General features: G+C 41.2%; 17 protein-coding genes and 1 pseudogene. 9 read left to right on the forward strand and 9 right to left on the reverse strand.

Annotated elements, in window-relative coordinates:
- Nucleotides 1-70 precede the first annotated feature (70 nt).
- The 3 genes and pseudogenes from tnpB to M23134_RS30410 form a co-directional block, all read right to left on the reverse strand.
- Nucleotides 71-244, reverse strand: a pseudogene (tnpB, locus tag M23134_RS42800) (IS66 family insertion sequence element accessory protein TnpB); the annotation flags it as partial.
- 50 nt (nucleotides 245-294) lie between these two features.
- Nucleotides 295-1,350 carry a phosphotransferase enzyme family protein gene (locus M23134_RS30405; RefSeq protein ID WP_002703101.1) on the reverse strand — a complete coding sequence of 352 codons (1,056 nt, stop codon included), beginning with the start codon at nucleotides 1,348-1,350 and terminating at the stop codon, nucleotides 295-297.
- On the reverse strand, nucleotides 1,341-2,240 hold the full coding sequence (locus M23134_RS30410) for a nucleotidyltransferase family protein (RefSeq protein ID WP_002703103.1): 900 nt from the start codon (nucleotides 2,238-2,240) through the stop codon (nucleotides 1,341-1,343). The genes M23134_RS30405 and M23134_RS30410 overlap by 10 nt, the downstream gene beginning before the upstream one ends.
- 663 nt (nucleotides 2,241-2,903) lie before the next feature.
- On the opposite strand from M23134_RS30410, the gene M23134_RS30415 reads away from it, so the two are divergent.
- Nucleotides 2,904-3,641, forward strand: coding sequence for a hypothetical protein (locus M23134_RS30415; protein WP_002703105.1), 738 nt, complete (start codon nucleotides 2,904-2,906; stop codon nucleotides 3,639-3,641).
- A 38-nt stretch (nucleotides 3,642-3,679) separates the two neighbouring features.
- Here the strand turns inward: M23134_RS30415 and M23134_RS30420 are convergent, their stop codons facing one another.
- On the reverse strand, nucleotides 3,680-4,204 hold the full coding sequence (locus tag M23134_RS30420; RefSeq protein WP_002703107.1) for a methylated-DNA--[protein]-cysteine S-methyltransferase: 525 nt from the start codon (nucleotides 4,202-4,204) through the stop codon (nucleotides 3,680-3,682).
- A gap of 234 nt (nucleotides 4,205-4,438) precedes the next feature.
- On the opposite strand from M23134_RS30420, the gene M23134_RS30425 reads away from it, so the two are divergent.
- Entirely contained in the window at nucleotides 4,439-4,975 is a 537-nt protein-coding gene (locus M23134_RS30425) for a DUF1579 family protein (RefSeq protein ID WP_002703111.1), read from the forward strand.
- Nucleotides 4,976-5,277: 302 nt separating this feature from the next.
- Here the strand turns inward: M23134_RS30425 and uvrB are convergent, their stop codons facing one another.
- Nucleotides 5,278-7,296: an excinuclease ABC subunit UvrB gene (gene uvrB / locus M23134_RS30430; protein WP_002703113.1), complete on the reverse strand. Its 2,019-nt coding sequence runs from the start codon at nucleotides 7,294-7,296 to the stop codon at nucleotides 5,278-5,280.
- Between the two features lie 767 nt (nucleotides 7,297-8,063).
- Here uvrB and M23134_RS41480 point away from each other — a divergent pair.
- Nucleotides 8,064-8,210 carry a hypothetical protein gene (locus tag M23134_RS41480; protein ID WP_002703117.1) on the forward strand — a complete coding sequence of 49 codons (147 nt, stop codon included), beginning with the start codon at nucleotides 8,064-8,066 and terminating at the stop codon, nucleotides 8,208-8,210.
- A gap of 922 nt (nucleotides 8,211-9,132) precedes the next feature.
- Here M23134_RS41480 and M23134_RS30440 read toward each other — a convergent pair.
- A complete protein-coding gene (locus M23134_RS30440) occupies nucleotides 9,133-10,344 on the reverse strand; it encodes a hypothetical protein (RefSeq protein WP_002703119.1) in 1,212 nt (403 codons plus the stop codon).
- A gap of 342 nt (nucleotides 10,345-10,686) precedes the next feature.
- Between M23134_RS30440 and M23134_RS30445 the strand changes: the two genes are divergently transcribed.
- The gene (locus M23134_RS30445; protein WP_157558724.1) at nucleotides 10,687-10,944 is read left to right on the forward strand and encodes a hypothetical protein; all 258 of its coding nucleotides are present in this window, start codon (nucleotides 10,687-10,689) and stop codon (nucleotides 10,942-10,944) included.
- An 89-nt stretch (nucleotides 10,945-11,033) separates the two neighbouring features.
- Here M23134_RS30445 and M23134_RS30450 read toward each other — a convergent pair whose 3' ends face one another.
- Nucleotides 11,034-13,994: a TolB family protein gene (locus M23134_RS30450; RefSeq protein WP_002703124.1), complete on the reverse strand. Its 2,961-nt coding sequence runs from the start codon at nucleotides 13,992-13,994 to the stop codon at nucleotides 11,034-11,036.
- Between the two features lie 208 nt (nucleotides 13,995-14,202).
- Here M23134_RS30450 and M23134_RS30455 point away from each other — a divergent pair, with 208 nt between their 5' ends.
- The 4 genes from M23134_RS30455 to M23134_RS30470 all read left to right on the forward strand — a co-directional run bounded on the left by M23134_RS30455 (nucleotide 14,203) and on the right by M23134_RS30470 (nucleotide 18,239).
- Nucleotides 14,203-15,066, forward strand: coding sequence for an Rpn family recombination-promoting nuclease/putative transposase (locus M23134_RS30455; protein ID WP_002703126.1), 864 nt, complete (start codon nucleotides 14,203-14,205; stop codon nucleotides 15,064-15,066).
- Between the two features lie 25 nt (nucleotides 15,067-15,091).
- Nucleotides 15,092-15,502, forward strand: a complete 411-nt coding sequence (locus M23134_RS30460) for a hypothetical protein (protein ID WP_002703128.1) — start codon at nucleotides 15,092-15,094, stop codon at nucleotides 15,500-15,502.
- Nucleotides 15,503-15,691: 189 nt separating this feature from the next.
- Nucleotides 15,692-17,335: a hypothetical protein gene (locus M23134_RS30465; protein WP_002703130.1), complete on the forward strand. Its 1,644-nt coding sequence runs from the start codon at nucleotides 15,692-15,694 to the stop codon at nucleotides 17,333-17,335.
- 514 nt (nucleotides 17,336-17,849) lie between these two features.
- Entirely contained in the window at nucleotides 17,850-18,239 is a 390-nt protein-coding gene (locus M23134_RS30470; protein WP_002703132.1) for a DUF1987 domain-containing protein, read from the forward strand.
- Nucleotides 18,240-18,336: 97 nt separating this feature from the next.
- Here M23134_RS30470 and M23134_RS30475 read toward each other — a convergent pair whose 3' ends face one another.
- Complete coding sequence (locus M23134_RS30475) at nucleotides 18,337-19,542, reverse strand: DUF1501 domain-containing protein (protein WP_002703134.1); 1,206 nt, start codon at nucleotides 19,540-19,542, stop codon at nucleotides 18,337-18,339.
- Nucleotides 19,543-19,777: 235 nt separating this feature from the next.
- A complete protein-coding gene (locus tag M23134_RS30480) occupies nucleotides 19,778-21,181 on the reverse strand; it encodes a DUF1800 domain-containing protein (protein ID WP_002703136.1) in 1,404 nt (467 codons plus the stop codon).
- Nucleotides 21,182-21,489: 308 nt separating this feature from the next.
- Here M23134_RS30480 and M23134_RS39165 point away from each other — a divergent pair, with 308 nt between their 5' ends.
- A complete protein-coding gene (locus M23134_RS39165; protein WP_082226741.1) occupies nucleotides 21,490-25,608 on the forward strand; it encodes a PAS domain S-box protein in 4,119 nt (1,372 codons plus the stop codon).
- The last annotated feature ends 356 nt before the right edge of the window (nucleotides 25,609-25,964 follow it).

The raw sequence follows: 25,964 nt of genomic DNA on the forward strand, positions 1-25,964 counted from the left end.
CTAAACCCCGCCTGGAATTTGCAATGCGTCTTGTTTATTCCAGTATTTGCAATGCGATGTTAGTTAGTACCTACTCATCCAAAGAGGTATTGTTTTTATGCTTGTTGTGCTTTCCAGTTGTTTGGCAACAAAAGGTGTAGATCCTACCTTGTTCCAGACGTTTGTAGTAAATGGCAAAACCGTCACCTTCCCAACATAATAGTTTCACCCGATCACAATGACGGTTGAAAAATATAAACACTGAACCACTAAAAACCTCCTACAAATAGCCAAACAAAGGCTAAAAGCTAACCTCTATCGCAGCTCAAGAAACGCCTCCAGCCTCGTCAACAATGTCAGTTGGTTCATTGCCCGATCGAGATTATGCTCAGCGTAAGTTGTTTTATAATACACATCGCCCTGTAAGTAATCCGTCAAAAAACGCATACCAATCATATAAGGCATGAGGCGAGCACCCAACCACAAACTCTGTTTTTCTACTTCCTGCAACTCAGCTCCCCAGGCCTGTAAATAACCCTTGGTCAAAGCCTCGAAAATATGTTTGCGTACGATCACACCATCAAGCTGTCGTGCGTCCTCAGGTACCGGGCTTACAAAAGTACGTACCATATCGCCAAAATCATACAACACATAACCAGGCATGACTGTATCGAGGTCTATAGCGCATACCCCTTGGTGCGTGTCATTGTGTAGCAGTACATTGTTTACCTTCGTGTCATTGTGCAACACCCGCAAAGGCAACGTGGGCAACACATCTGCCACCTGGTTTCTCAGTGTTACCCGTTGTTCTATCAACCTGATCGCTTCTGCTGCTTTTTCTACCCTTTCGGGGAAAGCTTGAGGCAATGCTTGGGTAAATTGTGCATAACGGTGCGACAAATCGTGGAAACGAGGAATGGTTTCGTGTACCTGGTGCAAGGGCAAAGTACTGAGCTGGCGGGCAAAGTTACCAAAACAACGCGCCGCCTCGTATGCTTGATTTTCGTTTTGTACCTCTTCTATAGTATAAGTATTGGCTACAAAAGTAAGCACCCGCCAACAAAATCCGTCAGAGGCTTTATAATAAGGCTCCCCTTGGCGGGTAAGCACCAGCCTAGGAGTAATACAACCTTGTTGCTGTAGGTGAGTAGTTACCCGCAAAATATTTTGCATGACCAATGCAGGGCGATTAAATACCTGGTGGTTAAACCGTTGTAAAATGTACGTATGTCTGATTGGCCCCTCAGCGGTTTCCAGGCGATAAGTATCATGAATATGTCCGTTGCCAAAAGGTTGGGCATCGATGAGTTTCCCCGAAAGGGCAAAAACCTTTGCCACCTTGCGTACGAGTGGGGTAGAGGCTAGTTCCATAAATTAGCAGGGTAAGCACCCTTATCAGTCAATGCTTTTAGTTTTTGCATAGCTTCAGGTTTATCTTCTTTATAAGTAACCCCAATCCAATGAGCGTCGCTGCGCAATACTTTTACCTGGGCGGTTTGGTTGGCCACCATGCCCGCAAATACTTCAGGAATCAAAAACTCAGCTTTCGGATCGTTTTTGTGGGCTTGTACAAATGCCGGAAACTGTGCTGCCAGCACATCAAATACTTCTTTATTACCTCCCCACAAATTCATCGATACCAGGCTATTGCCGTCAAGGGCTATTTGTTTGCCTTTTTCATCGGTACAAAAAATGCCTTGCGGGCTTTTCCATATCTTTTTACGCTCTACAATGTTGGTCAGGTAGCCTGTCTCATTTACCTGGCATACCCCCCGCGACACAGTACCATTGTCTGAAAGGGTATTTTGTAGTACATATCCTATCAGCGCATATTCAGAGCTGTTCGGAGGCAAATTAATCAAATAATTGGCCAGCGTAGCAAAAGCCTCTTGCCCATAAAAATCATCGGCATTGATTACCGCAAAAGTACCCGTTACCTCGTTTTTAGCCGCAAGCAATGCATGCCCGGTTCCCCAAGGCTTTTCGCGTTGGATAATTTCGCCATTTAAATTTATTTCAGTTTCCTGAAAAACATAGCATACCTCTATGTCAAGTTGTAACGGAGCCAATACCTTTGTACAAAAAGCTTGTTCAAAGTCACGACGAATCACAAATACTACTTTACCAAAACCACTGCGGGCGGCATCGTACAACGCATAGTCCATCAAAGTTTCGCCCGAAACACCCAAGCGATCCAGTTGCTTGAGTCCTCCGTAGCGACTGCCCATGCCTGCGGCTAATACAATAAGGGTTGGTTTCATTCAGTTGATTATTTAATTAAGTGCTGAAGCTACGCAGACCTACTTATTTTGATGGTTATATGACTTTATTGCTCAATGGTTGGGCTACGCATTGCGCAACAATACAGCCATTCAACAATAGAAACATGTGACCTTAAGAAAACTGCGTAACTTGAGTTAAGTAAAACTACAAAAATAACCTAATCCATTGAACTTCGTCTCTGATCGTTGTACTTCTTCAAAAAACAGTTCCGTAGCTAAGGCTACGCAAAGATTTTTTTCATCGTCCAACAAACATATACTGCCTTCTTTTGGATTACTTTATTTTTTCCATTTTACTAAGGAACGTGATCGCCCCGTAAACGGGATTTCGGGCATAGCCCTCAACAATAACCCCGATAAGAAATCGGGACTTTGAAGCTGTCCGGTTTAGAACATATCCTCTTTCCTGACTTTCGTTACCCCGGCAGTTCCGCCGGGACTATGAGCTTTTATTGTCCGTAGCGCTGCTACGCCCGCAAAAAGTGCCTCAGTCAGCCTTGAGTTTATGCCCTCAATCTCGACACTTATTTTGAACATGTTCCTAAGCATAACGAAACTGAGGATTAAATGAGAAATTGACAAAAAAAAATAGGATAAAAAAGTAGAGGAGTACCAATATGCTACAATTTTGTATATTAGGTCATGGGTAATTTTTATGACAAAGGTAAGGCAACCTATCTTGAAGAGCTAAGGCAACAAGTGGTGGATGTGTATGCCCAAAAACATCGCATTACGGCCGTGTGGGATTGTGGCGGTGACGAAACCATCGTCCGGCTTTTGCTAAACGGGCAAGCCCTGTACGACAGCCACCCGGCATTGTGCGAAGAACTTCGGGAACTGTTGATTGAAAAGCTTCAGTTGCCCAACACAGGCGAGTATTACAACCAAGGTCGTGGTTGGCTCGAACTAGATCAGTACGCCCACGTGTTTGTTTGTTACGATGCCGTAGGGTATCAGCGCGACAGTGTATATGCTACTCCTCTAGAGAGAAAGACCAAGGAAGTGAGCCTGACATTATCTGAGGACTATTTGGGAAAAGCATTTGAAAAAAACTTCCATCAGACTTTTTCAGCCACTTTTGCCCCTGGGGTTACCATATTGCCTCACAGCAAAATTTTTGCCTTTTCAGGAGGCGATCATCGTTTGCCCGAAATGCTGCCCGATGCTTTTTTTACTGCCTTAAAAACATTGGCAATGCCTTACTTTACAGAGGCTTACCAAAGCAGGGGAGGGGCTTGGACAAATTTTGAGCCTCAAATATCTTTGCACGGAACCATTGGCCACCAAGGAGTAAAAATCGCTCAGGTGCGTACTAGCTTTATAGAAGTAACCGAGCGAAAAAAATACAGCAAAAAGCTATTGATTGGCTGGGAGTTTTAGTACTTTTTTTTGACACACCCGATTTGATGAATACTTTGTTAAATTAATGACAATTGGGTGCCAGGTAGCTTTACCTTTTCGTGTTTTAGCAACCACGACTTACGCCATAATCCCCCGGCGTAGCCAGTAAGGGTACCATTGCTGCCAATTACCCGATGGCAAGGTACTACTATAGAGAGAGGGTTTTGTCCATTGGCGCCGCCTACTGCCTGGGCTCCTTTGGGTAGTTCTATAGCTTTGGCTATTTTCTTATAAGTACTTATTTGTCCTAAGGGTATTTGGCACAAAGCCTCCCACACCCTGCGCTGAAACCCCGTACCTTGTGGGTTGAGCAAAAGATCAAATGCCTCACGTTTGCCCATAAAATATTCATCTAGTTGGGTTACACAAGCTTGTAACACCTTGGGCAAATGAGTGGGCACAACGTTGGCAGGTGCATTGGGCAAAACGGTTTCGGTGGTATTGTCTACAAATAAAATAGCTTGTATGCCTGCGTCATTGCCAATGATTTCCAGTTCACCAATGGGCGACTGATACATAAATTGGTGCAATTGATCCTCCATATATATTGGTTTTTTTGAGAAGGTTGTCGGGTTCTTTTTCACAATTTTGGTCAATTTAGAAGGTAAAAATAAAGAATTAGGTCAAATTTTATCGGATTTGACTGTTTTTACTTGCCCATAAGCGATGTTTGTCATTGTCAGCCACAAGGTTTTAGAAGTACCAAGGCTTAAGTTGGCTACAAGTCTTGGCCTTATAGCTGATCACTTTTTTAAACAAAACCAAACCAAATCATCATGATACATTCTTTCATTACTTTACTTGTTACGGTGGTATCTTTACAAACGGCTACCATACCTCCTACCCAAAAAGAGGTGCCGCTCGACAAAAGATTTGACTTTTGGGTGGGTAAATGGAACGCCACCTGGAAAAATGCAGATGGTACTGTAGGCAAGGCTACCAACGAGATTACCCGTATCTTAAACGGCAAGGTGATCAAAGAAAACTTTATAATCAGCAACGACCCAAAAATGAAAGGCTTTCACGGCTTGAGTTTTTCAGTGTACAACCCTAACAACAAAACCTGGAAACAAACCTGGGTAGACAACCAGGGAGCTTACCTCGATTTTGTAGGAAAGTTTGATGGGAACAAGCGTATTTTTGAGCGGTCTTTTACGGGTACTAAAGGCAAATATAAGGGTAAAATCATTAAGCAACGTATGGTATTTTACAACATCAAAGCCGATAGTTTCGACTGGGACTGGGAGGCGTCGCTTGACAAGGGCAAAACCTGGAAGTTGAACTGGAGAATAAAGTATACCAAAATAAAATAAAACAAAAAGCATAACCATACTTGCCAGAGCGAGCAAACGCTGGCAGGTATGGTGTAGTTTTTTTAATTAGTAAACTTGTAAATATCTGAAAATAAATGCTTTACAAGCTTTTTGTGAAATAGGAAATAGCACCGGTATTCATCGGAATTTAGGAACTTGCCCCCTGTTAGTTGCCGATGAGTTCAACGGAGTTAAACAGGGCGTAGCACCAATATTCATCGGCATCTAGAACTTGCCCCTGTTGGTTGCCTATGGAACAGGGTGTACCTAGCACCTTGCGCCTAGTCCCTAGCACCTATGTATTACTTCTTCAGCATTGTCTTCAAATCAGCCAATTCGTCGCGTAGACGAGCTGCTTCCATAAAATCGAGGTCTTTGGCTGCCTTTTCCATCGCCTTTTGGGTTGTTTTGATAAGCTTCTGCAAGTCGTCTTGGGTCATATAGCTCACCACTGGGTCGGCAGCCATATTTATAGTATCAGGAGCTGTATAATAATTTGCCCCCGCTTTCTTGCGCTTGTCTGCAACATTGGTTTGCCCCATAATCGCTTCTTTGCTTTTGCGTACAGTTTTGGGGGTAATGTTGTGTTTTTTGTTGTACTCATCCTGAACCTTGCGACGGCGTTGGGTTTCGTTCATGGCACGTTCCATCGATCCCGTCATTTTGTCGGCATACAAAATTACCTTCCCTTTTTCGTTACGAGCTGCCCGCCCTATGGTCTGAATCAGCGAACGTTCGTTGCGTAAAAAACCTTCTTTGTCAGCATCTATAATTGCCACCAGCGATACTTCGGGCAAGTCGAGCCCCTCCCGCAGCAAGTTTACCCCAATGAGTACATCTATTTCGCCCAAACGCAACTGACGCAAAATCTCTACCCGTTCCAGCGGTTTCACATCCGAGTGAATATAAGTACAATTAATGTCCAATCGGTCGAGGTACTTGCTTAGTTCTTCTGCCATGCGTTTGGTCAGGGTAGTTACCAACACCCGCCCATCATCTTTGAGTGTAGCATCTATTTCTTCCAGCAGGTCATCTATTTGATTGAGGCTGGGGCGCACAAAAATCTCCGGATCGATTACCCCAGTTGGGCGAATCAACTGTTCTACAATGACCCCTTCCGACTTTTCGAGTTCATACTCAGCGGGTGTAGCACTTATATAAATCACCTGATTCATCATAGTTTCAAACTCCTGAAAGTTGAGTGGGCGGTTGTCAAGCGCCGAAGGTAGCCTAAAGCCATAATCTACCAGGTTGGTCTTACGCGAACGGTCACCCCCATACATGCCGCGTATTTGGGGCAAAGTAACGTGGCTCTCGTCAATGAACAACAAGTAATCGTCAGGAAAATAATCGAGCAAGCAGAAAGGGCGCGACCCAGGGTTGCGACGATCAAAATAACGCGAATAGTTTTCTACCCCAGAACAGTAACCCAGTTCGCGCATCATTTCCAGGTCAAACTCTGTTCTTTCTTTGATTCGTTTGGCTTCTTCTACCCGGTTTTCTTTTTCAAAATACAACACCTGCTTTACCATATCATCCTGAATCTCTTTGATTGCCTGGTGCAATACATCTTGCCCGGTTACAAACAAGTTTGCCGGAAATATAGAAATGGCTGTTTCTTCAGATAACTTTTGGTTGGTTTCGGGATCAATGCGGTGAATTGCTTCTACCTCGTCGCCAAAAAAGAAAATTCTAAAAGCAAAGTCATCATACGCTACAAAAATATCAATCGTGTCGCCTTTTACCCTAAAGTTACCCCGCTCAAAACCCGCTTCAGTACGACTATAGAGAATGTCTACCAAGGCAAACAAGAACTTGTTACGGCTTATCTCATCGCCTACCTTTAGGCTGATCACGTTTTTGCCAAACTCCTCTGGGTTGCCAATACCGTAAATACACGATACCGAAGCTACCACCAATACATCGCGCCTGCCCGACAACAAAGCTGAGGTAGCACTCAGGCGAAGCTTTTCTATTTCGCTGTTGATAGACAAGTCCTTTTCGATATAAGTACCTGTAGTAGGCAAAAACGCTTCGGGTTGATAATAATCATAATAAGAAATAAAGTACTCAACGGCATTGTCGGGAAAAAACTGTTTGAACTCGCCGTATAACTGTGCCGCCAGGGTTTTGTTATGGCTGAGCACCAAAGTAGGGCGGTTGAGTTGGGCTACCACATTGGCAGCAGTAAATGTTTTACCCGAACCAGTTACTCCCAGTAGGGTTTGTGCTTTTTCACCGTTTTTTATTCCATGAATCAATTGTTCTATTGCCTTAGGCTGGTCGCCCATTGGGTCAAAATCAGATACTAATTTATACATACTCAAGGTGTTGGTTTTGCTTGCTAAAAGTGCATTAGCAAATATACTGTTTTTTAACACATACCAAAAGTATAAAAACTGCAAAAAATATCAGTACATTGAGCAAGTCAATGGCTTGGTAAATAGAGGGTTATCAGTTGTGTTGGTTTTAACAGAAAGGGTTTTGTATAATTATTTTAATAAAAAACCTGATAAAAAGTGAAAACAGGTTGAAACACTACGTATTTTTTGTAATTTTGTTTACTAAAAAGTTTGATTTTATATAGTAAAGGCATTTTATTTTTAATAGAAAAACTATAGCAATTACTGCTTTCATTTTGATTGATACAGTGCGCTAACTTACATTACCTTGAAAGTAAACATTTTTTGTTTTGACCCTGAGGACAAGACATTGGCATGAGGGAATATGATCAGGCTTGTGAGAATTTTATTAAGATAATGCCCCGACTTATTTAAAATTAAGCCCTGCGTTATTAATAGTTAACTTACCTGTGCCTCCTAACACAAAGCAGGCAAAATGCACAAGGTAAGGTCTTGAAAATGTTGACTAAATGAATGAACTGATTAATGAAAAAGTACAAACAAAGAGGTGTATTTCGATCAGTTATCTTTGAATTATACCTTTTTTTTGGGTAAGTATTACCCATTAATCTTCGTTTTCGGGGCTTTTACCACACAAGAAAGGTTACTCGTAGAATCTATTCTATAGCTAATCTTTTTTGTTGTACTTTTGTCATAGGTACAGTGTCTAAAATTTCATTGAAATTATGAATCGAAAACAGCAAAATGATTATGAGCAATTAGCCTCTATTTTGGAAAACATCCGGTCTATGGACGAAGAAAAACCAAAAAAAGAAGTACAAGCTCCTCCAATCAAAAGTACCAGCAAGCATAAAGGCCACAAATCTGCATAACAAAGATTTGAAGAACTCTGAATCAGGTGCCTTTATCTAAAACTAAAACAAATAAAACGTATTACCCAAAGTAGATGCTCTACTTTGGGTTTTTTAGTTGACTTTAAATAAGCGTTTATTATTAGATTACAAGTATAGAGGGTAGGAACTATCCAAAAGTTGGTTTCAGTGCAGCGAGACCAAAGCTAATATTAAGCCCTTTCGGGGAAGTAATTGCCATCACCAAGCTTGTTCCCTCCTCTTGGTCTTAAGCGCAGCTGACCAAGAGAGCGGGTAACGATAGCGAAGAGCTTGGTCTTGCCAAAAAAGACCACTACAAGTGAGTTTGTATTGGTTTTTTAGTCAAAGTTGTTTGCTGTTTAACTTTGTTGAGCACCGATATACATCGGTATCTAAGGACTCGCCAGAGGCTCGGTTATCAGTTATTTATGAATTTAAAAACTATTTAATTGGGTGTTTAGGCATAAAATCGAAACACTTTTAAAAATAAAAGTGAGTATACAATCTTAATATAAAATACTGGTTTACAGCATTTAACAAGGTGAACATTTACTCGAATCAGCTATGGACTATCGACTAAATACTATGGACTATTGTAAATAAGCATTTATTATTATACCAAATGGTTGCCATTACCCTTACACTAAATTCTTTGTAAGTCTACATCAAAAGCCATCACCAAGCTTGTCCCCTCCTCTTGGTCTTAAGCGCAGCTGACCAAGAGAGCGGGTAACGATAGCGAAGAACTTGGTCTTGCCAAAAAAAACCACTACAAGTGAGTTTGTATGGGTTTTCAATTAGACTTGGTATTAGATTAGAAGTACAAGTGGTGGGAAATATCCATAAAATGGTCTCGTTGCAACGAGACCAAAGCGAATGTTAAGCTTTTTAGGGGAAGTGGTTATCATGCAGCTTTGAGCTATTAAATCAATAAATTATCAAAACTATTAGACGAGGGCAAACGATTATGCGCCACCTCGGTTATCTCAAGGTGCAAACGCTCAAACTCATAGCAAATTTCTCCACTGGTATCCACATTGAGCTCTGCATCAAGCGCCAAAGCTTTTTCTCTAAAAATAGCCTCTTTGTCATAAGTACAAGTAAGCATCATGAGCACGTCAAACATAGACTGATCCACCAGGCGTGAGTTCCACCAATACAAATAGGTTTTAAGCGGCTTTACGTCATCTATCAAAACTTTGATTTGACGTTCAGGGCGAATTTGTTGGTGAATGCGGTGAAAAATAGCCTTGAGTACATAACGTTCTACATTTTTGCGGCGAATCTTCTCATTTTCCAGCGACAAACGCAACTTGCGTACAGCCGGAATGCTATAAAACAGCGTAGACAGCGACAAAGGCAGCCCAGCACTTAGCAATAATACCTGAGTGGGCACGCTCCCACTGAGTAGGTAAAACAATCCCCCAAAAACAAGAGGAGCAGTGGCAGCTATGCGGAAATTCCACTGGTTGAGTGCTTTGATCTTTTTTTCTAAATCTTCTCCCTTCCATTCTTTTTCTGCCAGAGGGCGTTCCCATATTTTCAGGCTTTCGCTAATGTCAACCGATTCGTTGGAAGGTTTGGCAAACTGGGCAAATTTATAAATAATTACCCCTTGAGTAGTGATCTCCACCTCCCCCTCGTAGTTGGCAAGTAATTGTACTGCTTCAGTTTCCGCCTGACGAATACTCCATCCGGTAAGTTGGATAAGCTCCGCAATCACTATTTGCCCTTGGTTGTTGCGTATATAGTTCAATATCAGCTTTTCGGTCAACCAGCGATCTTTGAGTTGGTCAGTAATACCTGCGATATGTGCGACTGTTTTTCTGAGCCAACCCCCTTTAGTATTGGGAGATGTCTTTAGCCATTGGGTAAACCAACGCTGTAGGCGGTTTTCGCCAGCGTCAAAATCAAAAATGTAAAGAAGGTCATTATTTTCGTTGGTTTCGAAGCGGCAAGGATACCGCCTAAGCAACAAAGACAAGGTATATGCTACCCAACGGGTAGAAAGTCCGGTAGCAAGTACAATATCTTCTATAGAATGTTTTTGTTGGGGAGCCTTTAAAAGTGCTTGTTTGATCAGTTTTTTAAATAATCTTTCGTTATATGCAATCTCTTTTACTTCATATTTCATAATGCTTGGGCTCACTCAACAATTCTCAAATAAAAATAAAAGTTATATGGTTTGTGCTCCACATAATTCAACTACGATACCAGTTCGTTTAATAAAAAATAAACTGATTGTAAATACTTGATAGTCAGTAGTATATATAAGTTTATTTTAATTACACAAAAAAATAAGGCATCGAAAGTTGTACATGAGCGTGCAAGTAGTGTTCGTAAGCGAACAGTTAACCGAACGTTTTACCAAATAAAAAACGTGTTTTTGTATAAATACACTTACTATTGACGCTGAAATAGTATAAAGTGTAGATTTTTATTTTTGTTCATACCACCTGTTTTATTGACATCCTACATGAAATACATCGTTTCTTTTACCTTTGTAATACTATGGTCATGCAGTACATTGTACGCCCAGGAGCAAGCCCCTTTGTTTAAGTATCATCCTGCCAAAAAGAAGAAAGTGGCAACCACTGCCTCAGGCAAAAAAGCCATTGCAAAGAAAAAAGTCAAGCTTACCCTTACTGAACGTTACCGCCAAAAGATGAGTCACCTTAAAAACAGCAAAGCTACCCCCAAGAGCAAAGCCCGGATTCGCCGTAAAAATGATTGAGTGGGTATAAAAACAAACTCCTCGTCAACCTGTACTGACGAGGAGTTTGTTTTTTATCCATCGGTAAAAAAATAGCTTATTACTACTACTCATATGCCAATACTAAATAGCAAGAAATCAAACTTGTGTGGGTTGGCGATGCCAAAAGTGCCAGCATCCAACAAATAACTATAGCGCACCCCCATATCTATTTCGAGCAAACGCAAAGCGCGTACATTAAAGGTAAGTTCTACACCAGTAGATTGCATAAGGCGAGTATTGGTCACCCCATTAAAAGTATTGATTAAGTCGGAGTTGAGGCGGGTTACATCATAAAATAAATTGGCTTTGATCCGTTTGAAAAACAGCAAGGGACCAATGGCTACGTCAGGGTAAGCAATCGGAAAAGTATAATTGAAACCGTATTTGGTGGCGTTGTCTTCAAACCAACTGCCATAGCCCCTGGAGTAAGGAAAATAGTTGACAAACTTATAGGCATTGCTGAAGTTTTCTGCTTGAAAAGCTGTAGAAAAATACATGCTGTGGTTTTTGGCAAACCCTGGTAAATACAAATTGAATATTCCTAAAAATACATTGCCCGAATTTATATCAGTGTTAAGGGTAGTTCTGTACCTTAGGTCCCAATACAGCCAAAACCGAGGGTTGATGTGTTGCAAGGCCCTTTGTTGTTGCATATTGTTGGTAAACCTCAGCTCCAGGGCTTGCATACTTGTTTTTTGAAAAGGTTCAAAGCTGAGGTTTTGGCGGGCAAACTGTCCTGCGGTGCTCCCGGTAAGTGTATCAAACTGCAAAATCCGGGTGTCTTCGTTGTCGAAGTTTACGCTGATTTGATGAAAAGTAGCCGATAAACGCATACGGTTAAAGTTGCTCCCCCCCGAAAAGTTGATGGGCAACTCTAACCCTGCCGAATAGCGGTCTTCTTGCCACTTTTGTTCGTTGAGCCCAAAAGTAATGGTAGTATCATTAATAATTGCTGAGTTGGCATTGACCCGACTACGGTTAAGGCGTTGGTAACTCCCCTTGATCACCGGGTAAAGCTCGGCGTATCTAAGGTTTGCTCCATAAGATACCGTACGTTCGTTGGTATTGTAAAAAGCCCCTACGTTTGCCGAAAGCGTGCTGAATTTATTATCAAACAATAGACGGGCGCCATATTCTGGATGCAATACTGAAAAAATCAAACTATGTGGATTGATAATACCTGTCCATTTATTGTATTTTTTTACCTTGAATTTTTCTTCTCCCACCTTGTCAAAAATGCTTCCGCCTTCTTGCTCGCTGATAGTTTTATAAAAGTCAGTGCCTCCTGTAAGTGTTTGGGTGTTTTGTACCACTTTCCAATCGGCAGGTTTCAACGGCATTTTAGACACATTGTAACCTTTGGGGCTAAACTCGCTCATATACAGAGTTTTGCCATCGGGCGATACGTGGGGGTAAAAAGCCCCTTGTTTGACTGAGCTTACCTGATAGACTTGCCTGGAGCCCTGCTTGACCACAAAAATATTATTGATTCCAGTATACGCCCCCATAAAAAACACATAGTCGCCTTGAGCATACGGATAAGCAATAAGTACTGAGGTAGGGTTGGTCAAAGCGGTGGTTTGCCCACTGTTGGTGTTGATTCGCTGCAATTGGTTTTGTTCTTTTTGCTGGCGTACTACTACAATGTGGTGGTTGTCTGCCCAACGCGGAAACGAGTAGAAATAGTTATGAGGGTTGGCAAGTTTTTTTAGCACCTTGCCCTCAGTATCTAACACTACCAGGCTATAGGTCAAGTTGGGGCTTATTTCTACTGCGATAATTTTTGACCCATCGGGCGAAAGCGCCGGAGCAAAATAACGACTGCGATGCGTGATTTTTTTCTTGCGTTGGGTTTTTAAATCATACAGTTTAATTACCGAATAGTTTTTGAGCCCCCACCGGGCGTGGTAGCCCATTTCTGCCCAGCACATTTTGCCTCCATTGACCGAAAGACTGGTATTTACATCAAAATTAATCCCCGAAAGGGTCAAACGTTTCTCGGTGCCATCGGGCAGTATCTTATAATAAGTTTTTACCTCATTGTACCCATCTTTGAGCACCACCAGGCTACCATCGGCTTGTACATGAGGAAATTGGTAATTGACGACTGTTCGTTTTTTTTTCTGGTTAATTTGTGTAGTAGGCGTATAAGTCAGGCGGGTGGCTTCTGACTGCCAGACACTGTCCAGTTCGTTTACCATTTGCTTATACATACGCTTGGTGGTAAGTCCGGTGCGGCGCTTAAGGCTACGGCTAAATGGATAAAACAGCCCCCGGTACCGTACCGCATCTTGCATGACCCCAGCCCACAGGGTTTCACCATATTTACGCCTGCCATAATTGATCATGTGGTACCCCAGGTTGTAATGGTCGGGCACAAAATCGTTGAGCGAACCAGCCCCCGCTTTTTCGTAGCCATACTTGATACCATTGGCCAACAAAGTACGATATTCCATATTAAAGCCTGGTTGCCTGCCGCGTCCATTATTACTTAAGGCAGTTTCGCTTACTACCGCGTCACCCTCAAAATACCATCGGGGCAATACTGCCCCAATTACTCCGCCCCACGGCCACGAGCCCAACAAAGTTTTGGCGAGTCTGGTAACCCCTCTTATAGAGTTACTAAACTGCTTGGCGTGGCGGTACTCATGAATAGCCAACATGTCGAGCCAGTCAGACGGCCCATTGAACAAAAACTGGGGGGGAGCGAGGTAAAACTCTGACCTATAGGGGCCAGGAGTAACAAAACCATTGGGCGCTACAGTTTGGTTTTGCAAAAATATGGTAATGGGCTTCATCTTGTTTCCAATGCTTTCATTAGAGTTGCTCCATAGATAATGTACTATATTTGCCACTCGTTGCCCTTGTTTTTCCAGGTTGCGCGGAAAAACTACCCTTACTTTATCGGTTTTTATTTGACTCCATTTCAGCGAAAGTGGGTTTAAGCCCAATTCATTGGCAGGTATTTGTGCGAATGCCAAAGGAAGGAATAACAGGTAAAAGAGAATTGTCAAGTAAATTTTTTTCATATCAATTGGCGCAACAAGTGCAAGCTATCATTTGGTTTGTAGCAACAAATAAATTGTTAAATCGCCTAATATCCAAGTTTATTGCGTAGGGGTGGAGCTACTTTTGTCAAAGTAACCCATTGATTTAGTAGGGTGTGTTGCTTAACAATAGCTGCAGGAAATTCATCAGTTTTGATTAAATTTGTTGATGAAAAATTTACATTGATTTATGGAAAAATTTATCAATCCATTCACTGATTTTGGCTTCAAAAAACTATTTGGTGAAGAGGTAAATAAGGATTTGCTCATTGATTTTTTGAATGAATTGCTTAGGGGAGAACAAACGATCAAGTCGCTTAACTACCTTAAAAATGAACATTTATCAAGTGCTCCTGGCGACAGAAAAGCTATTTTTGATTTATACTGCGAAAATGAGCAGGGAGAAAAATTCATTGTGGAGCTTCAAAAGGTAAAACAAAAGTATTTTAAAGACCGCAGTATCTACTATGCTACTTTTCCGGTGCAAGAGCAGGCAAAATCGGGTGATTGGAATTTTCAACTCAATGCGGTGTATACCGTGGCAATTATGGATTTTGTTTTTGACGATATTCAATCGAATATATTTCATCACCAGGTAAAGTTAGTAGACCTTGCCACCCAGCAAGTGTTTTATGACAAACTTCAGTTTATCTATTTAGAGATGCCCAAGTTTAACAAAACAGAAGATGAACTTCAGAGCCATTATGACAAATGGATGTATTTGCTCAAAAACCTGAATAAACTTCAGCAAAGACCCCAAGCTTTACAAGAGAAGGTGTTTCAGAAGTTATTCAACGCGGCTGAGATTGCCTTGTTTGACAAAAACGAACGATTTGCTTATGAGGATAGCTTAAAATATTACCGTGATTTGAAAAACTCTTTGGATACTGCCTGGGAGGAAGGTTTGGAAAAGGGAAGAGAAGAGGGGCTGGAACTAGGGGAAAAAAGAGCCAAGGTGCAAACCGCCTTGAAAATGAAAAAAGCTGGGTTGTCGCTTGAGGAAATCAGCCAGTTTACCGGATTGAGCATTGAGCAAATTCGGCAGTTGGTTTAAAGCTTTATGCCAAAAACTCATTTTTATGGAAGACCAAAACCTTAAAGAAATCAATGTGTTGGTTCAGCGTTTTTTTAGCCTTTTTACCAACACAGCTGGCAGTAAGCCACAAGTAGACTACATCAGGCACCTGTTCATTGAACAAGGCATTATCATCAATGCTACTTCTTTGCCTGTCCATATTTATGATCTTGAGGGGTTTATTGTGCCTCGCAAAGAATTGTTAAGTGATGGTACCTTGACTGATTTTTCGGAGTGGGAAACGTCACACAATACGACCATCGTTGGCAACATTGCTCAGCGTTATATTTGTTACCAAAAATCGGGTAAACTAAACGGCGAACCTTTTGAAACGAAAGGGGTGAAAAATATGCAGTTAATTAAAATAAACGAACAGTGGAGGATAGTATCAGTCACTTGGTTTGATGAGGCATAGCAGAGGGTAATAATTAAAAAGCAGGCAGTCATCATCATCAAGTTATTTTTTACCATCCAATGAATAACCGGTAGCTTGCTGCTCATTCTATTTTGATTGTGAATATTTTGCCCTATTTTAGACTTCTAATTGTCTTTGTCTGATAAACTTTTTGCAGACTACTCATTAAAAGTAAAGCTCGTTTTAAATATGTTGATGACCGAAAACGCTGACCAACAACTACAGGCGATTTCTGTGGATGAAATCAAGGAGGTTTTAAGTAAAATAGCCGCTGAACGTTACGATCGCATGTATATACCGCCAGAAGCTGACATACATAGGAGTAATTATTTTTATGTCAAGTTTGAGGGCAAAGAGGTGATCAGGCAAGCCTACCGGGTTAACTTCCCCTATTTTGGCGCCATTCGCAATAGCCTGAGTGCCTTTGAAGGTGGCAAAGAAAAGTTTGGTAAAAAAGCTGTCATTGAGTCCGAAAAGCTGTTCGAGACCTTGTCGCAGGTATACAATATTGAACCAAACGTATTTGATGTTGAAAAATATGACAAACACTGGGAGTCTTTTCCGCTAGAGCTGCAATATGGAAAGATCGCAGAAGCACAACCCAAATATTTTTTGAGTGAGCTTACTTACCACCAAACCTGCGAAACCTGTAATGGAGAAAAATACGAAGATTGCCCCAACGAAGCCTGCAAAGGCAGGCACGAATGGGACTGTGATACTTGCGAAGGAGAGGGCAACGCCGAGTGTGCCCGTTGTGATGGTACTGGAGAAATAAGCTGTGACGAATGCAAGGGCAAGGGACGCAAAGATGAGTTATTTAATGGCAGACTGCAGTTGGTAGAGTGTGACCAATGTGGCACTTCGGGCAGACTGACCTGCCCGGTATGTGAGGGTGAAAAGGTATTGATATGCAAAGCTTGCAACGGAGATGTAAAACAAACTTGTGACCAATGCTATGCCGAAGGCGAAGGAAAGGGTAAAATAGATTGTCCCGAATGCCAGACTATAGGCGAAACTGCTCAGGTGGTGTATGTCACTACCGAAGTAAAAGCTCACCAATTGGAGGACTTGGTACTGAAGGGTGAAAAGTTGAACGAAGAGTTTGTGACTGAAGAGCTGATACTGGATCATTGTGATAAAAACGGCAGACTACAAATGCTCTACCACGACCCCTTTAGTCAGTTTGACGCTAAAGGGGGAGATGCCGAAAACCAGCACGACGAATACAGCAAAGAACTTTGTGCTAAAATAGCTAAAAACCTAGGCGTTTTTACGGCAGAAGAAAAGGTATATTATGAGGTAATTCCCTGCATACAGATAGACTACACCCATATCCTTACCAACACCCGCCACCAGTTAAGCCTGCTCAACGTGTTTAAAAATCCAGAAGTGGTTTTTCATTCTGAGCCCGAAAAAATAATTGGTTCAGGGGTAGTGTCTAATTCTGCCAAGGTAGCCAAAAAGTTTTTTACCAAAGTTTTTAACACCAAAGGCTACCAGTCGAAAGAAGACAAGAAAAACGAAATAGTGCTCATGATCTATCTTATGCGGGCAGATGGGGTGATCTCGGAAGAGGAAAAAAAGTATGTGGCAGACTATATAGGCGACCTGGATGCTTTTACCAATGCAGAAAGGCAACAGTTTTTTGATTTGATGAATGTTCGAATTTTACCCGAACTAACCGAAAAAGAGGTGGAGTTTAGCAGCGAAGAAAAAAGCAAAGAAGTGTTGATTAACCTGAAGACATTGGCAAAAACAGACGGCAACTTTGCCTCTAAAGAAGAGATGCTCATTAATAAAATAAAAAAGATGATGGAAGAACAAGCGGAATAGTGCTGGTTTGCCCAAACAATTAATTTTATTAACCAGCCGCTTTTAGAACAATAATTGATAGGGTAATGGTTACAATACTCCACAGTGATTTTAGTCAAAGTTGTTTACTGATTAACTTTGTTGAGCACCGATATACATCGGTATCTAAGGACTCGCCAGAGGCTCGGTTATCAGTTATTTATGAATTTAAAAACTATTTAACTGGGTGTTTAGGCATAAAACCGAAACACTTTTGAAAATAAAGTGAGTACGCAATCTTAATATAAAATACTGATTAACTTCGTTGAGCTCACAAGTTCGGTTTACAGTATTTAATAAGGTGAACATTTACTCGAATCAGCTATGGACTATCGACTAAATACTATGGACTATTGTGGTTAGCAATACACACAAAATAACCTTAAATGGTTTTCTGCGTTTTTATGAAAACCTACACGGTTTAGGAATATAAAGATTGAGAGTTCTCAATTGGAGCTGGTATAATACTCAAACTGCAAATCAAATTAACGGATACATGGATAATCTGTTTATAAAAGGAAAAGACGAAAGACCTCAAGTAAACTTCAATGCTGAAACAGGGGTGTTAGAGCTGTCACGCAGTTCTTACCCTGAGTACACTAAAGACCTTTACCAACCTGTAATGGATTGGCTGGATAAGTTTCTTGGAGAAGGTGGCAAAAAAGTGGAGTTTAATTTCAAGATGGACTACTTTAACACCAGTACATCGCAACGCTTTCAGAAGATTATCAAAAAACTGGAAGACTATCACCAAAAAAAGGAAGGAGAGGTAACTATTAATTGGTATTACGAAAAAACCGACATTGATATGTTTGAGAATGGAGAAGACTACTCAAAAGATGTACAGGTCACGTTTAATTTGATTGCCTACGAAATGGAGGATTAGCCTTCCGTTAAAAGCATTCAAGAAAAAACAAAAAGCGCAACTATCTGATGATGGTTGCGCTTTTTTATTGATCACTTTCAAACAAACTACTATAAATTTATACAAATTTTAGCTTTTCAAAATTCTTGCCTAAAATCTTTTGATCGTTCACTTTCAGGTGTTTATCCAACAAAGTAGCATACACACTCCTAAAGTCAACACTGTATTTCAGGTCACCCTTGTCAAGATCTTTCAGGTTGGGCGATTCGTTGTAAACGCCTACCTTTTGCAGTTTGCCACCTATTACAAACAAATTATTGGCGGTGCCGTGGTCAGTGCCATTACTTGCATTTTGTTTCACCCTGCGCCCAAACTCCGAGAAAGTAAGAATGAGCACCTCATCCAGCCGATTGTTTTGCTTGAGGTCATCTACAAAAACCTTCATAGCGTCAGCATAGGTTTTGAGCAAGCGTTCTTGCCGCCTTTGTTGTTGCACGTGCGTGTCAAACCCCGTCATTTCGGCATAATACACTTTGGTGTCAATGCCCGAAGTAACCAGACCGGCAATAGTTTTGAGCCTTTGAGCAAAAGCATTGCGCGGGTAATTGGCTTTACTGTTGTACACCTTAGCCTTTTTGTGAATATATTCAGCCGATGATACTGTTTCAGCAAGGGTTTTATACAAATAGCTCACGTTTGAGTCGTGGTGATGCGCGTTTTTTTGTTTGGCGAGCATTTTTAGCCCGTCATTTTGGGTACTTTTGTATAACTTATTAGGATTAGTCAATGCCAAACCTTTGATGCGTGCTCCCTTGGTAGCCAGGCTCAGGGTGTCGTCTACCTCTATTACTTCGTGCGCTGTACGGCAATCGTTGGCACATTCAGCATCGAGATACCTACCCAGCCAGCCTGTAGTCAGGTATTGGTCGGCATCGCTGGCAGTTTGCCATATATCCATAGACCTAAAGTGCGATCGGTCAGGATTGGGGTAACCTACATTGTTAACCACCGATAGCCAGCCTTGGTCATAAATACTCTTGAGCCCCGACAACACCGGGTTAAAGCCCAGTTCATCATTGAGTTTCAATACCTTGTTTTTGGGCACCGCAAGGCGGGGGCGTAACTCGTAATATACATCATTGCGAAAGGGAACCACAGTATTCAGTCCGTCGTTTCCGCCTGAAAGTTGTATAACAATCAGTTTTTTATGATGATTGATCGGGCTATTCATTTGGGCAACTTCGTAGGCTTTCAGAAAACCTGGAATAAGCATAGTACCTGCTGAAGCCAGTGCCGAACGTTTGATAAATTTTCTTCTGTTCATAAGTTTTTAGAATCTAAGGAATGGTGAGAAATTAAATTACCATTCTTGAGGTAGAGGTTTTGTTTTGAGACGAGGCTAAAAATAACGAAGTATCAAGGCAATAAATCACCTCTCAGAGTGTAAATTTATTTTTGAACAATTCCTAAGTAGCGGCAAGCGGTTAGCCATAAGCTATGAGTGTATCTGTTCGTAAATATTCCTGTAAACTTGGTTTTAACTGAGTGTGCTCTATATGCTAACACATTTGATATTCGGGCAGAGAAGCAATGCCCAGGCTCATGGTCTTTGTTAAGTCTTGTTGCCCTTTTACCTGGGCAAACCTTTCGACAAATTGTTGGTTGTTGGTGTGATTCACCTGCAATAAAAAACCCGACAACGCTTTATAAATGTCTTGTTTATTGCGATGCTTCGCAAAATGTTTTAGGTAATGGTGCCATCGAATGTTGGCATCAAGGCGTTGCATCCGTCGGTTTACAAATCCTTGTTTGTTTACGTCGCCTTCAGCCTTGGCGGTTATTTCAATGTCGGCAGCCCTAAAAATAATGAAGGGTAGCTTAAGCCTAAACATAAGCGTAGAACTGTCTATCCAGGCTTTACCACCCGCCCAGCCTGCTACATTGGGCGGAAACAGCAAAGTTTGCCCTAATACTTTTTGTATAAACAAGGCAGAGTTTCGCTGGATAAAGTCTACTTGAAAGTTTCGCCTGATACCCACTAAAAGCTCTACCGGCGACTTTATTTTACTGCCCAGGTGCTGGTTGTCATAAAACCAGGAAGAGGTAAAAATGCTCCGCATCAACGTTTCAATGTTATAGCCAGACTGGTAAAATTTACGCGCAAGTTGGCTAATGATTTGATCGTTTGGTATATCATTTACAAAAAAACGATAGATTTTACCAGTGATATATTTGGCAGTTTGTTCCTGTTGCAATATGATATCAATGATATCTTCACCATTGAAATTTCCCTTTTTGCCAAAAAAGGTTTTACTGCCAAAGTCGTGGCGTCTTTCTTTGAACTTATACTCAGCCGTTTTTCGGTTTACCCCCCAACCAGTAAAAGCCCTGGCCGCCTCTTTGATATCTTGTTCGGTGTAATTGCTCCGTCCCAGTGTAAAAAGTTCCATCAGTTCACGGGCAAAGTTTTCGTTGGGTTGCTGTTTGCGGTTTTGTTGGTTGTTCAAAAAAAACAACATTGCCGGATCTTTGGCAATGGCAAGCACCAAATCTTTGAAATTACCCAAGGCGTGCTTGCGAATGGTGTTGAGGTGGTTTTGCATGAAGTGCACATTGCGGCTTTGGCAGGCAAAGTGCCCATGCCAAAAAAAAGTCATCTTTTCGCGAAGTATGCTATCACCATCTACCATACGCTCTAGCCAGCTTAAGTTGAGTTGCTTAAGTTGTTGGCGCGACTTGCGGCGCATTGCTCGCCGTTCTTCACGTGACATCATCTTGCGGCGGGTAAAAGCAATAGGCGCTGAGCCTACCACTTTTAACAGAGTTGTTTTTTTAGATTGGGCAAACAGGTCGTTTACTACTTTGTTAATTGATTGACTCTGATACTTTTCTATATCTTGAACAGTAGCGCCAAACCCTGCCCTCCATAGTAAATGTTGTAGTTTTTTGTTGGGGTTGCTCATACTTGTCGGTTATGTGTAATAATAGTTTTTCGGCTTATAAGGTTAAAAGTGCTGATTTTTTATCTTAGGGTAAAAACCCAAGGTGAGTTCATTGTTTTTGTTGGGATTGGTATTTTAATTGATACGTAATGATTGACAATAAAAAAAATCAAAGGTTTAAAATGCCTTGAGTTTATTTTTTTTATTAGCTTTGATTTACTAACATGAGGATATTTTGAGTGGGTAAAAACACAACTTATACTTTATAAGGTATTTGCCTCATTTTGTGATTGATCGGTTTTTATTAATTGTTTTCATTTTCTGGTGATATGAGCATTTTTAATTGGCTGCGCAGGTGGCTTCGAAATACAAGCATACAACGTCTGGTAATCGTGTTTTTTATCGTAAACGGAGTGTTGGTATTGGTTAACTATAGCTTAACTGTATACTCTAACAACCAATCTATAGAAGATGAAAAGTACTTGCAGGTGTCTAAAGAAAACGAAAACCTGCTGCAAAGGATAGAGTATTTACTAAGCTCTATTTTGGGTGGCGATGTAGAGTTTAAAGAATCGCTTAAAGACAATGTACAAAATTATGAGTCGAACCTAAACGCCCTGAAAAACGGAGGAGTCGCTTTTGTAAGAAAAAATACCAACACCAATAACCAGTTAAAGATCAAAACACCTTATGAGCGCAGCGCTTACAAGATAAAAGAACTGGAAGACAAGTGGCAAAATATTAAAGAACAAATGGTTGTCATCAACCAAAACCCTGTGTTTAAAGATGATAGTGTAAACCTGAACCAACCCGTTAAACAACCAGAAATAAGCTTGTCTGATACCAATAGCGATACTGTAGATTTTAGCTTTGACAGTACCGAAATAAGGCAAATTAATGAAATAAACGACCTGAATGTTACCAGAAGAGACAGTATTAATAAAACTACCGGGCAAGTGGTGCGCAACCAGTCTGACATATCACAAAACAATACACAGCAAAAAAGTATTGTCAAACGATCGCTCAACCCTGATGTAGAAAAGGCTTATAATTTTATTCAGACCAATATTGATGATATAAGTACCAAAAACTTTGAGTTGAGCAACCTTTACCAAAAAAACCTGGTCAATAGCCAAGTCAATTTCCAATCGGTACTTTTATTTACCATGATTCTAAACCTCTTTACCCTACTACTTGGTTCGGCAATTATTATTACCAACGTAGTAAACCCGCTGAAAAAAATCTCTTCTACAGCAAAAGAGGTAGCCACTGGCGATGTGGTAGCAAAGGTAGAGTATGACAGTACCAACGAAATAGGCGAAGTAGCAAGTAGTTTGAACCTGGTAGTAAACAACTTTAAGCAATACACCGAGTTTGCCGACAATGTGGGTAAAGGAAATTTTAACTTCCCGTTTGAAGTAAACAGTGAAAAAGACATCTTAGGTTTTACTTTGCTAAACATGCGCGATAGTTTGAAAAAGGTCGCTGATGAAGACAGCAAACGTAACTGGGCAAACGAGGGCTTTGCCAAATTTGGTAATATTTTACGGGCTTCAGACAAAGACCCTGAGGAACTTTCTTACGAAATTATATCAAATTTGGTAAAATACGTAGACGCCAACCAGGGAGGCATTTTCTTGCTGGCGCAAAATGGTTCCAAAAACTCAGAGTACCTTGAACTAAAAGCAGGGTTTGCTTACAATAAACGAAAGTACCAGGAGAAAAAAATACACCTTGGGCAAGGCTTGCTGGGGCAAACAGTGCTCGAAAAACAAAGCATCCAACTCTCTAACATTCCTCAAGACTATTTGAGAATTACCTCTGGTTTGGGTGAAACCAACCCCAAAAACCTCTTAATTGTACCTTTAAGTGTAAACGAAGATGTGTTTGGTGCAATGGAGATTGCTTCGCTCAATCCCTTAGACCCACACAAGGTCGATTTTGTAGAAAGACTCTCAGAAAACATTGCTTCTACACTTGCGTCGGTAAAAACCAGCGAAAACACAAAAACACTATTGAGAGATAGCCAGCAAAGTGCCGAACAACTACGGGCGCAAGAAGAAGAAATGCGCCAAAACATGGAGGAGCTGGAAACTACTCAAGAAGAAATGCGCCGCAACCAGCTGCAACTGGAAGAATATAAAAACAACCTGGAGCAAAAAGTAGGAGAGCGTACTCAACAGCTTAAAGAAAAAGAAAAAGAACTGTCAGAAGCCTTTGTCCAGCTGAAAGAAATCATGGAGAGTTCTACAGCGGGCATCGTGGCCATTAACAATAAGTATGAAGTGATTCTTGCCAACACCAAAATCAAGGAGTTTGCCAAGGAGTTTTATGGTGCAGAGCTTAAGCAAGGGCAAAACTGGTTTGACATTTACAATAATGAAGATGATAAAAGAAAAGCGAGGGCTTTTTGGAACCAGGCGTTGAGTGGGCAAGACATTGTAACTGAAGAAATCTACGGAGACGAAAGCCTGAAGCGCTCCTGGTTTGAAACATCGCTTAGTCCAATTGAGTCAGAAACTGCCGACATTATTGGAGCATCGATGTTTATGCGTAACATTACCAGTCGTAAAGAGTCGCAAAAATATACAGAACGCAACGCCAAGATTTTAGACAACTCTACCAATGAAGTGTACTTGTTTGACGCCAAAACCTTTAAATTTACTGAGGTAAACGAACGAGGCAGGAATAACCTGGGGTATTCAGAAGAAGAGTTGATGGAGTTGACTCCTTATGAGATTGAGCCACGTTTTGACCGCGTAGGCTTTGAGCAACACATTGAACCGTTGAAAAACGGTGAAGTAGACAATATGTTGATTGAGACTACTTATCACCGTAAAGATGGCTCTACTTATGATATAGAGTTGAATCTGCAGCTTTTTAGCGATGATGAAACCCCGGTGTATGCGGCAATTGTGCAAGACATTACCGAACGTAAACGAAACGAGCAAGAACTTCAGGAAGCAGTAGAGCGCTTTAACCTTGCCACGGCTGCTACCAACGAAGGAGTATGGGAAATGAGTGTGGTAGAGAGCGATCCTATCAACCCTGACAATGAAGCTTGGTGGTCGCCAAGATTCAAGGCTTTGTTAGGTTTCAACGATTTTGAGTTTCCTAATAAGTTGGATAGCTGGAGTTCTCGTTTGCACCCTGAAGATCGTGAGCCTACCTTGCGTGCTTTTTATGAACACCTGATAGACAAAACCGGAGAAACCCCTTATCAGGTAGAATACCGCCTGTATACCAAGTGGGGCGACTATTTGTGGTTTTCGGCAACCGCTGGCACCAAACGAAACGAGTTTGGCGCACCAGTAAGGGTAGCAGGAACTTTGAGAAACATTGATCGACGCAAAAAAGCAGAACAAGATCTTAAGCAGCAAACGGCCACCGTAGAAGGTATTTTGAATGCTGCAGTAAACAGTATTATTAGTATTGATGCCAATGGTACTATTATGTCGGTAAACCCTGCCACTGGGCGTATATTTGGCTATGCCGACAGTGAGTTGATTGGCAGTCCAGCAGCTATTTTGATTAGTGAAGACTTGCGTGAGCTTACCGGAAAAACGGTCGAGATTAAGTCGCGGCGCAAAGACGGAGAAGAGCTTCCGGTAGATGTGTCCATTTCGCAAACTCAGGTAGAGGATAGTATGATTTATGTGGGGATTTTGAGAGATGCCACGGCGCGTAAGAAAAAAGAGGAAGAGGCAAAGATGGCAGAAGAAAGAATGCGTAAGTTTTTGGATGCCACCAGCGAGGGGATTGTTATTCATGAACAGGGCACTATTAAAGACGTAAACCCGGCTTTGTGCGAAATGTTGGGGTATACGGCAGACGAGATGGTGGGTACCAATCTTATGGACTATATGTCTGAAGAAAGTGCCAAAATTGTAAGTGAAAAAATTAAAACTTATGATGAAGAGCCTTATGAAGTAACTTATAAGAACAAAGATGGTAACACTATCAAAGTAGAAGCACAAGGACGTAATATAGAGATGAACGGGGTACATTCAAGAATTGTGTCTATCAGAAATATCAGCGAAAGCGCCAAGGCAGCTTATGAAACCTTCTCGCGACAATTGAGCCAGGCAGACGAATTACTGGAAAGTTTGATAAACAATGTGTCAGGCATGTTTTTCCGCTGCAATGCTGACTCTGAGTGGTCTATGGCTTTTGTGAGCAAAGGGGCAGAAGTGCTTACTGGTTACAACCCCGATGAGTTTACCAATCAGAAAGGTTTATACGATAGCCTGACCGATGCAAAACAACGCGACAAGGTATGGAGCACGATTCAGGGGGCGCTATTGCGCAAAGAAAAATACAGTATTGATTATACCATCAAAACTGCTCAAAGAGAAACAAAAAAGGTAAGAGAGCGTGGGTATGGCATATATAAGAACAATGGAGAGCTACAATACCTAGAGGGGTTCATTACTGAAATACCCAAGTAAACCCCTTATAAGCAACGATAAAATCAAGCCCTTAGACTTTTCTGAGGGCTTTTTTTAGCCATAGAAAAAATATACCTGCCGGGTATGACTTTGACCTTAAGGCATAAAAAAAGCAGCCCTAAGGCTGCTTATATCTTTTAAATAAATAGTTTCTTCAATAATTAACTTATCTCAGTCAGTTTTTATTAGCGCTTGAAAATTTTTTTCTTGCGCGACTTGGACTTTCTACCCGGCTCATAGGTTACTTCAGACTCATCAGAGTACACACCACCTAAAAATTCGGGACCACTTTTTACAGAATTAAATGATTCTACTTGACTATAAGTTGCTTTTTTCATATTTACTCCAATATAGCT

The organism is Microscilla marina ATCC 23134, assembly GCF_000169175.1.
In the GTDB taxonomy this organism is placed as follows: Bacteria; Bacteroidota; Bacteroidia; order Cytophagales; family Microscillaceae; genus Microscilla; species Microscilla marina.

What these genes read in the sequence shown, in the direction of transcription:
- M23134_RS30405 (WP_002703101.1), bottom strand. Translation starts at nt 1,350, where the DNA reads ATGGAACTAGCCTCTACCCCACTCGTACGCAAGGTGGCAAAGGTTTTT.
- M23134_RS30410 (WP_002703103.1), bottom strand. Translation starts at nt 2,240, where the DNA reads ATGAAACCAACCCTTATTGTATTAGCCGCAGGCATGGGCAGTCGCTAC.
- M23134_RS30415 (WP_002703105.1), top strand. Translation starts at nt 2,904, where the DNA reads ATGGGTAATTTTTATGACAAAGGTAAGGCAACCTATCTTGAAGAGCTA.
- M23134_RS30420 (WP_002703107.1), bottom strand. Translation starts at nt 4,204, where the DNA reads ATGGAGGATCAATTGCACCAATTTATGTATCAGTCGCCCATTGGTGAA.
- M23134_RS30425 (WP_002703111.1), top strand. Translation starts at nt 4,439, where the DNA reads ATGATACATTCTTTCATTACTTTACTTGTTACGGTGGTATCTTTACAA.
- uvrB (WP_002703113.1), bottom strand. Translation starts at nt 7,296, where the DNA reads ATGTATAAATTAGTATCTGATTTTGACCCAATGGGCGACCAGCCTAAG.
- M23134_RS41480 (WP_002703117.1), top strand. Translation starts at nt 8,064, where the DNA reads ATGAATCGAAAACAGCAAAATGATTATGAGCAATTAGCCTCTATTTTG.
- M23134_RS30440 (WP_002703119.1), bottom strand. Translation starts at nt 10,344, where the DNA reads ATGAAATATGAAGTAAAAGAGATTGCATATAACGAAAGATTATTTAAA.
- M23134_RS30445 (WP_157558724.1), top strand. Translation starts at nt 10,687, where the DNA reads ATGAAATACATCGTTTCTTTTACCTTTGTAATACTATGGTCATGCAGT.
- M23134_RS30450 (WP_002703124.1), bottom strand. Translation starts at nt 13,994, where the DNA reads ATGAAAAAAATTTACTTGACAATTCTCTTTTACCTGTTATTCCTTCCT.
- M23134_RS30455 (WP_002703126.1), top strand. Translation starts at nt 14,203, where the DNA reads ATGGAAAAATTTATCAATCCATTCACTGATTTTGGCTTCAAAAAACTA.
- M23134_RS30460 (WP_002703128.1), top strand. Translation starts at nt 15,092, where the DNA reads ATGGAAGACCAAAACCTTAAAGAAATCAATGTGTTGGTTCAGCGTTTT.
- M23134_RS30465 (WP_002703130.1), top strand. Translation starts at nt 15,692, where the DNA reads ATGTTGATGACCGAAAACGCTGACCAACAACTACAGGCGATTTCTGTG.
- M23134_RS30470 (WP_002703132.1), top strand. Translation starts at nt 17,850, where the DNA reads ATGGATAATCTGTTTATAAAAGGAAAAGACGAAAGACCTCAAGTAAAC.
- M23134_RS30475 (WP_002703134.1), bottom strand. Translation starts at nt 19,542, where the DNA reads ATGAACAGAAGAAAATTTATCAAACGTTCGGCACTGGCTTCAGCAGGT.
- M23134_RS30480 (WP_002703136.1), bottom strand. Translation starts at nt 21,181, where the DNA reads ATGAGCAACCCCAACAAAAAACTACAACATTTACTATGGAGGGCAGGG.
- M23134_RS39165 (WP_082226741.1), top strand. Translation starts at nt 21,490, where the DNA reads ATGAGCATTTTTAATTGGCTGCGCAGGTGGCTTCGAAATACAAGCATA.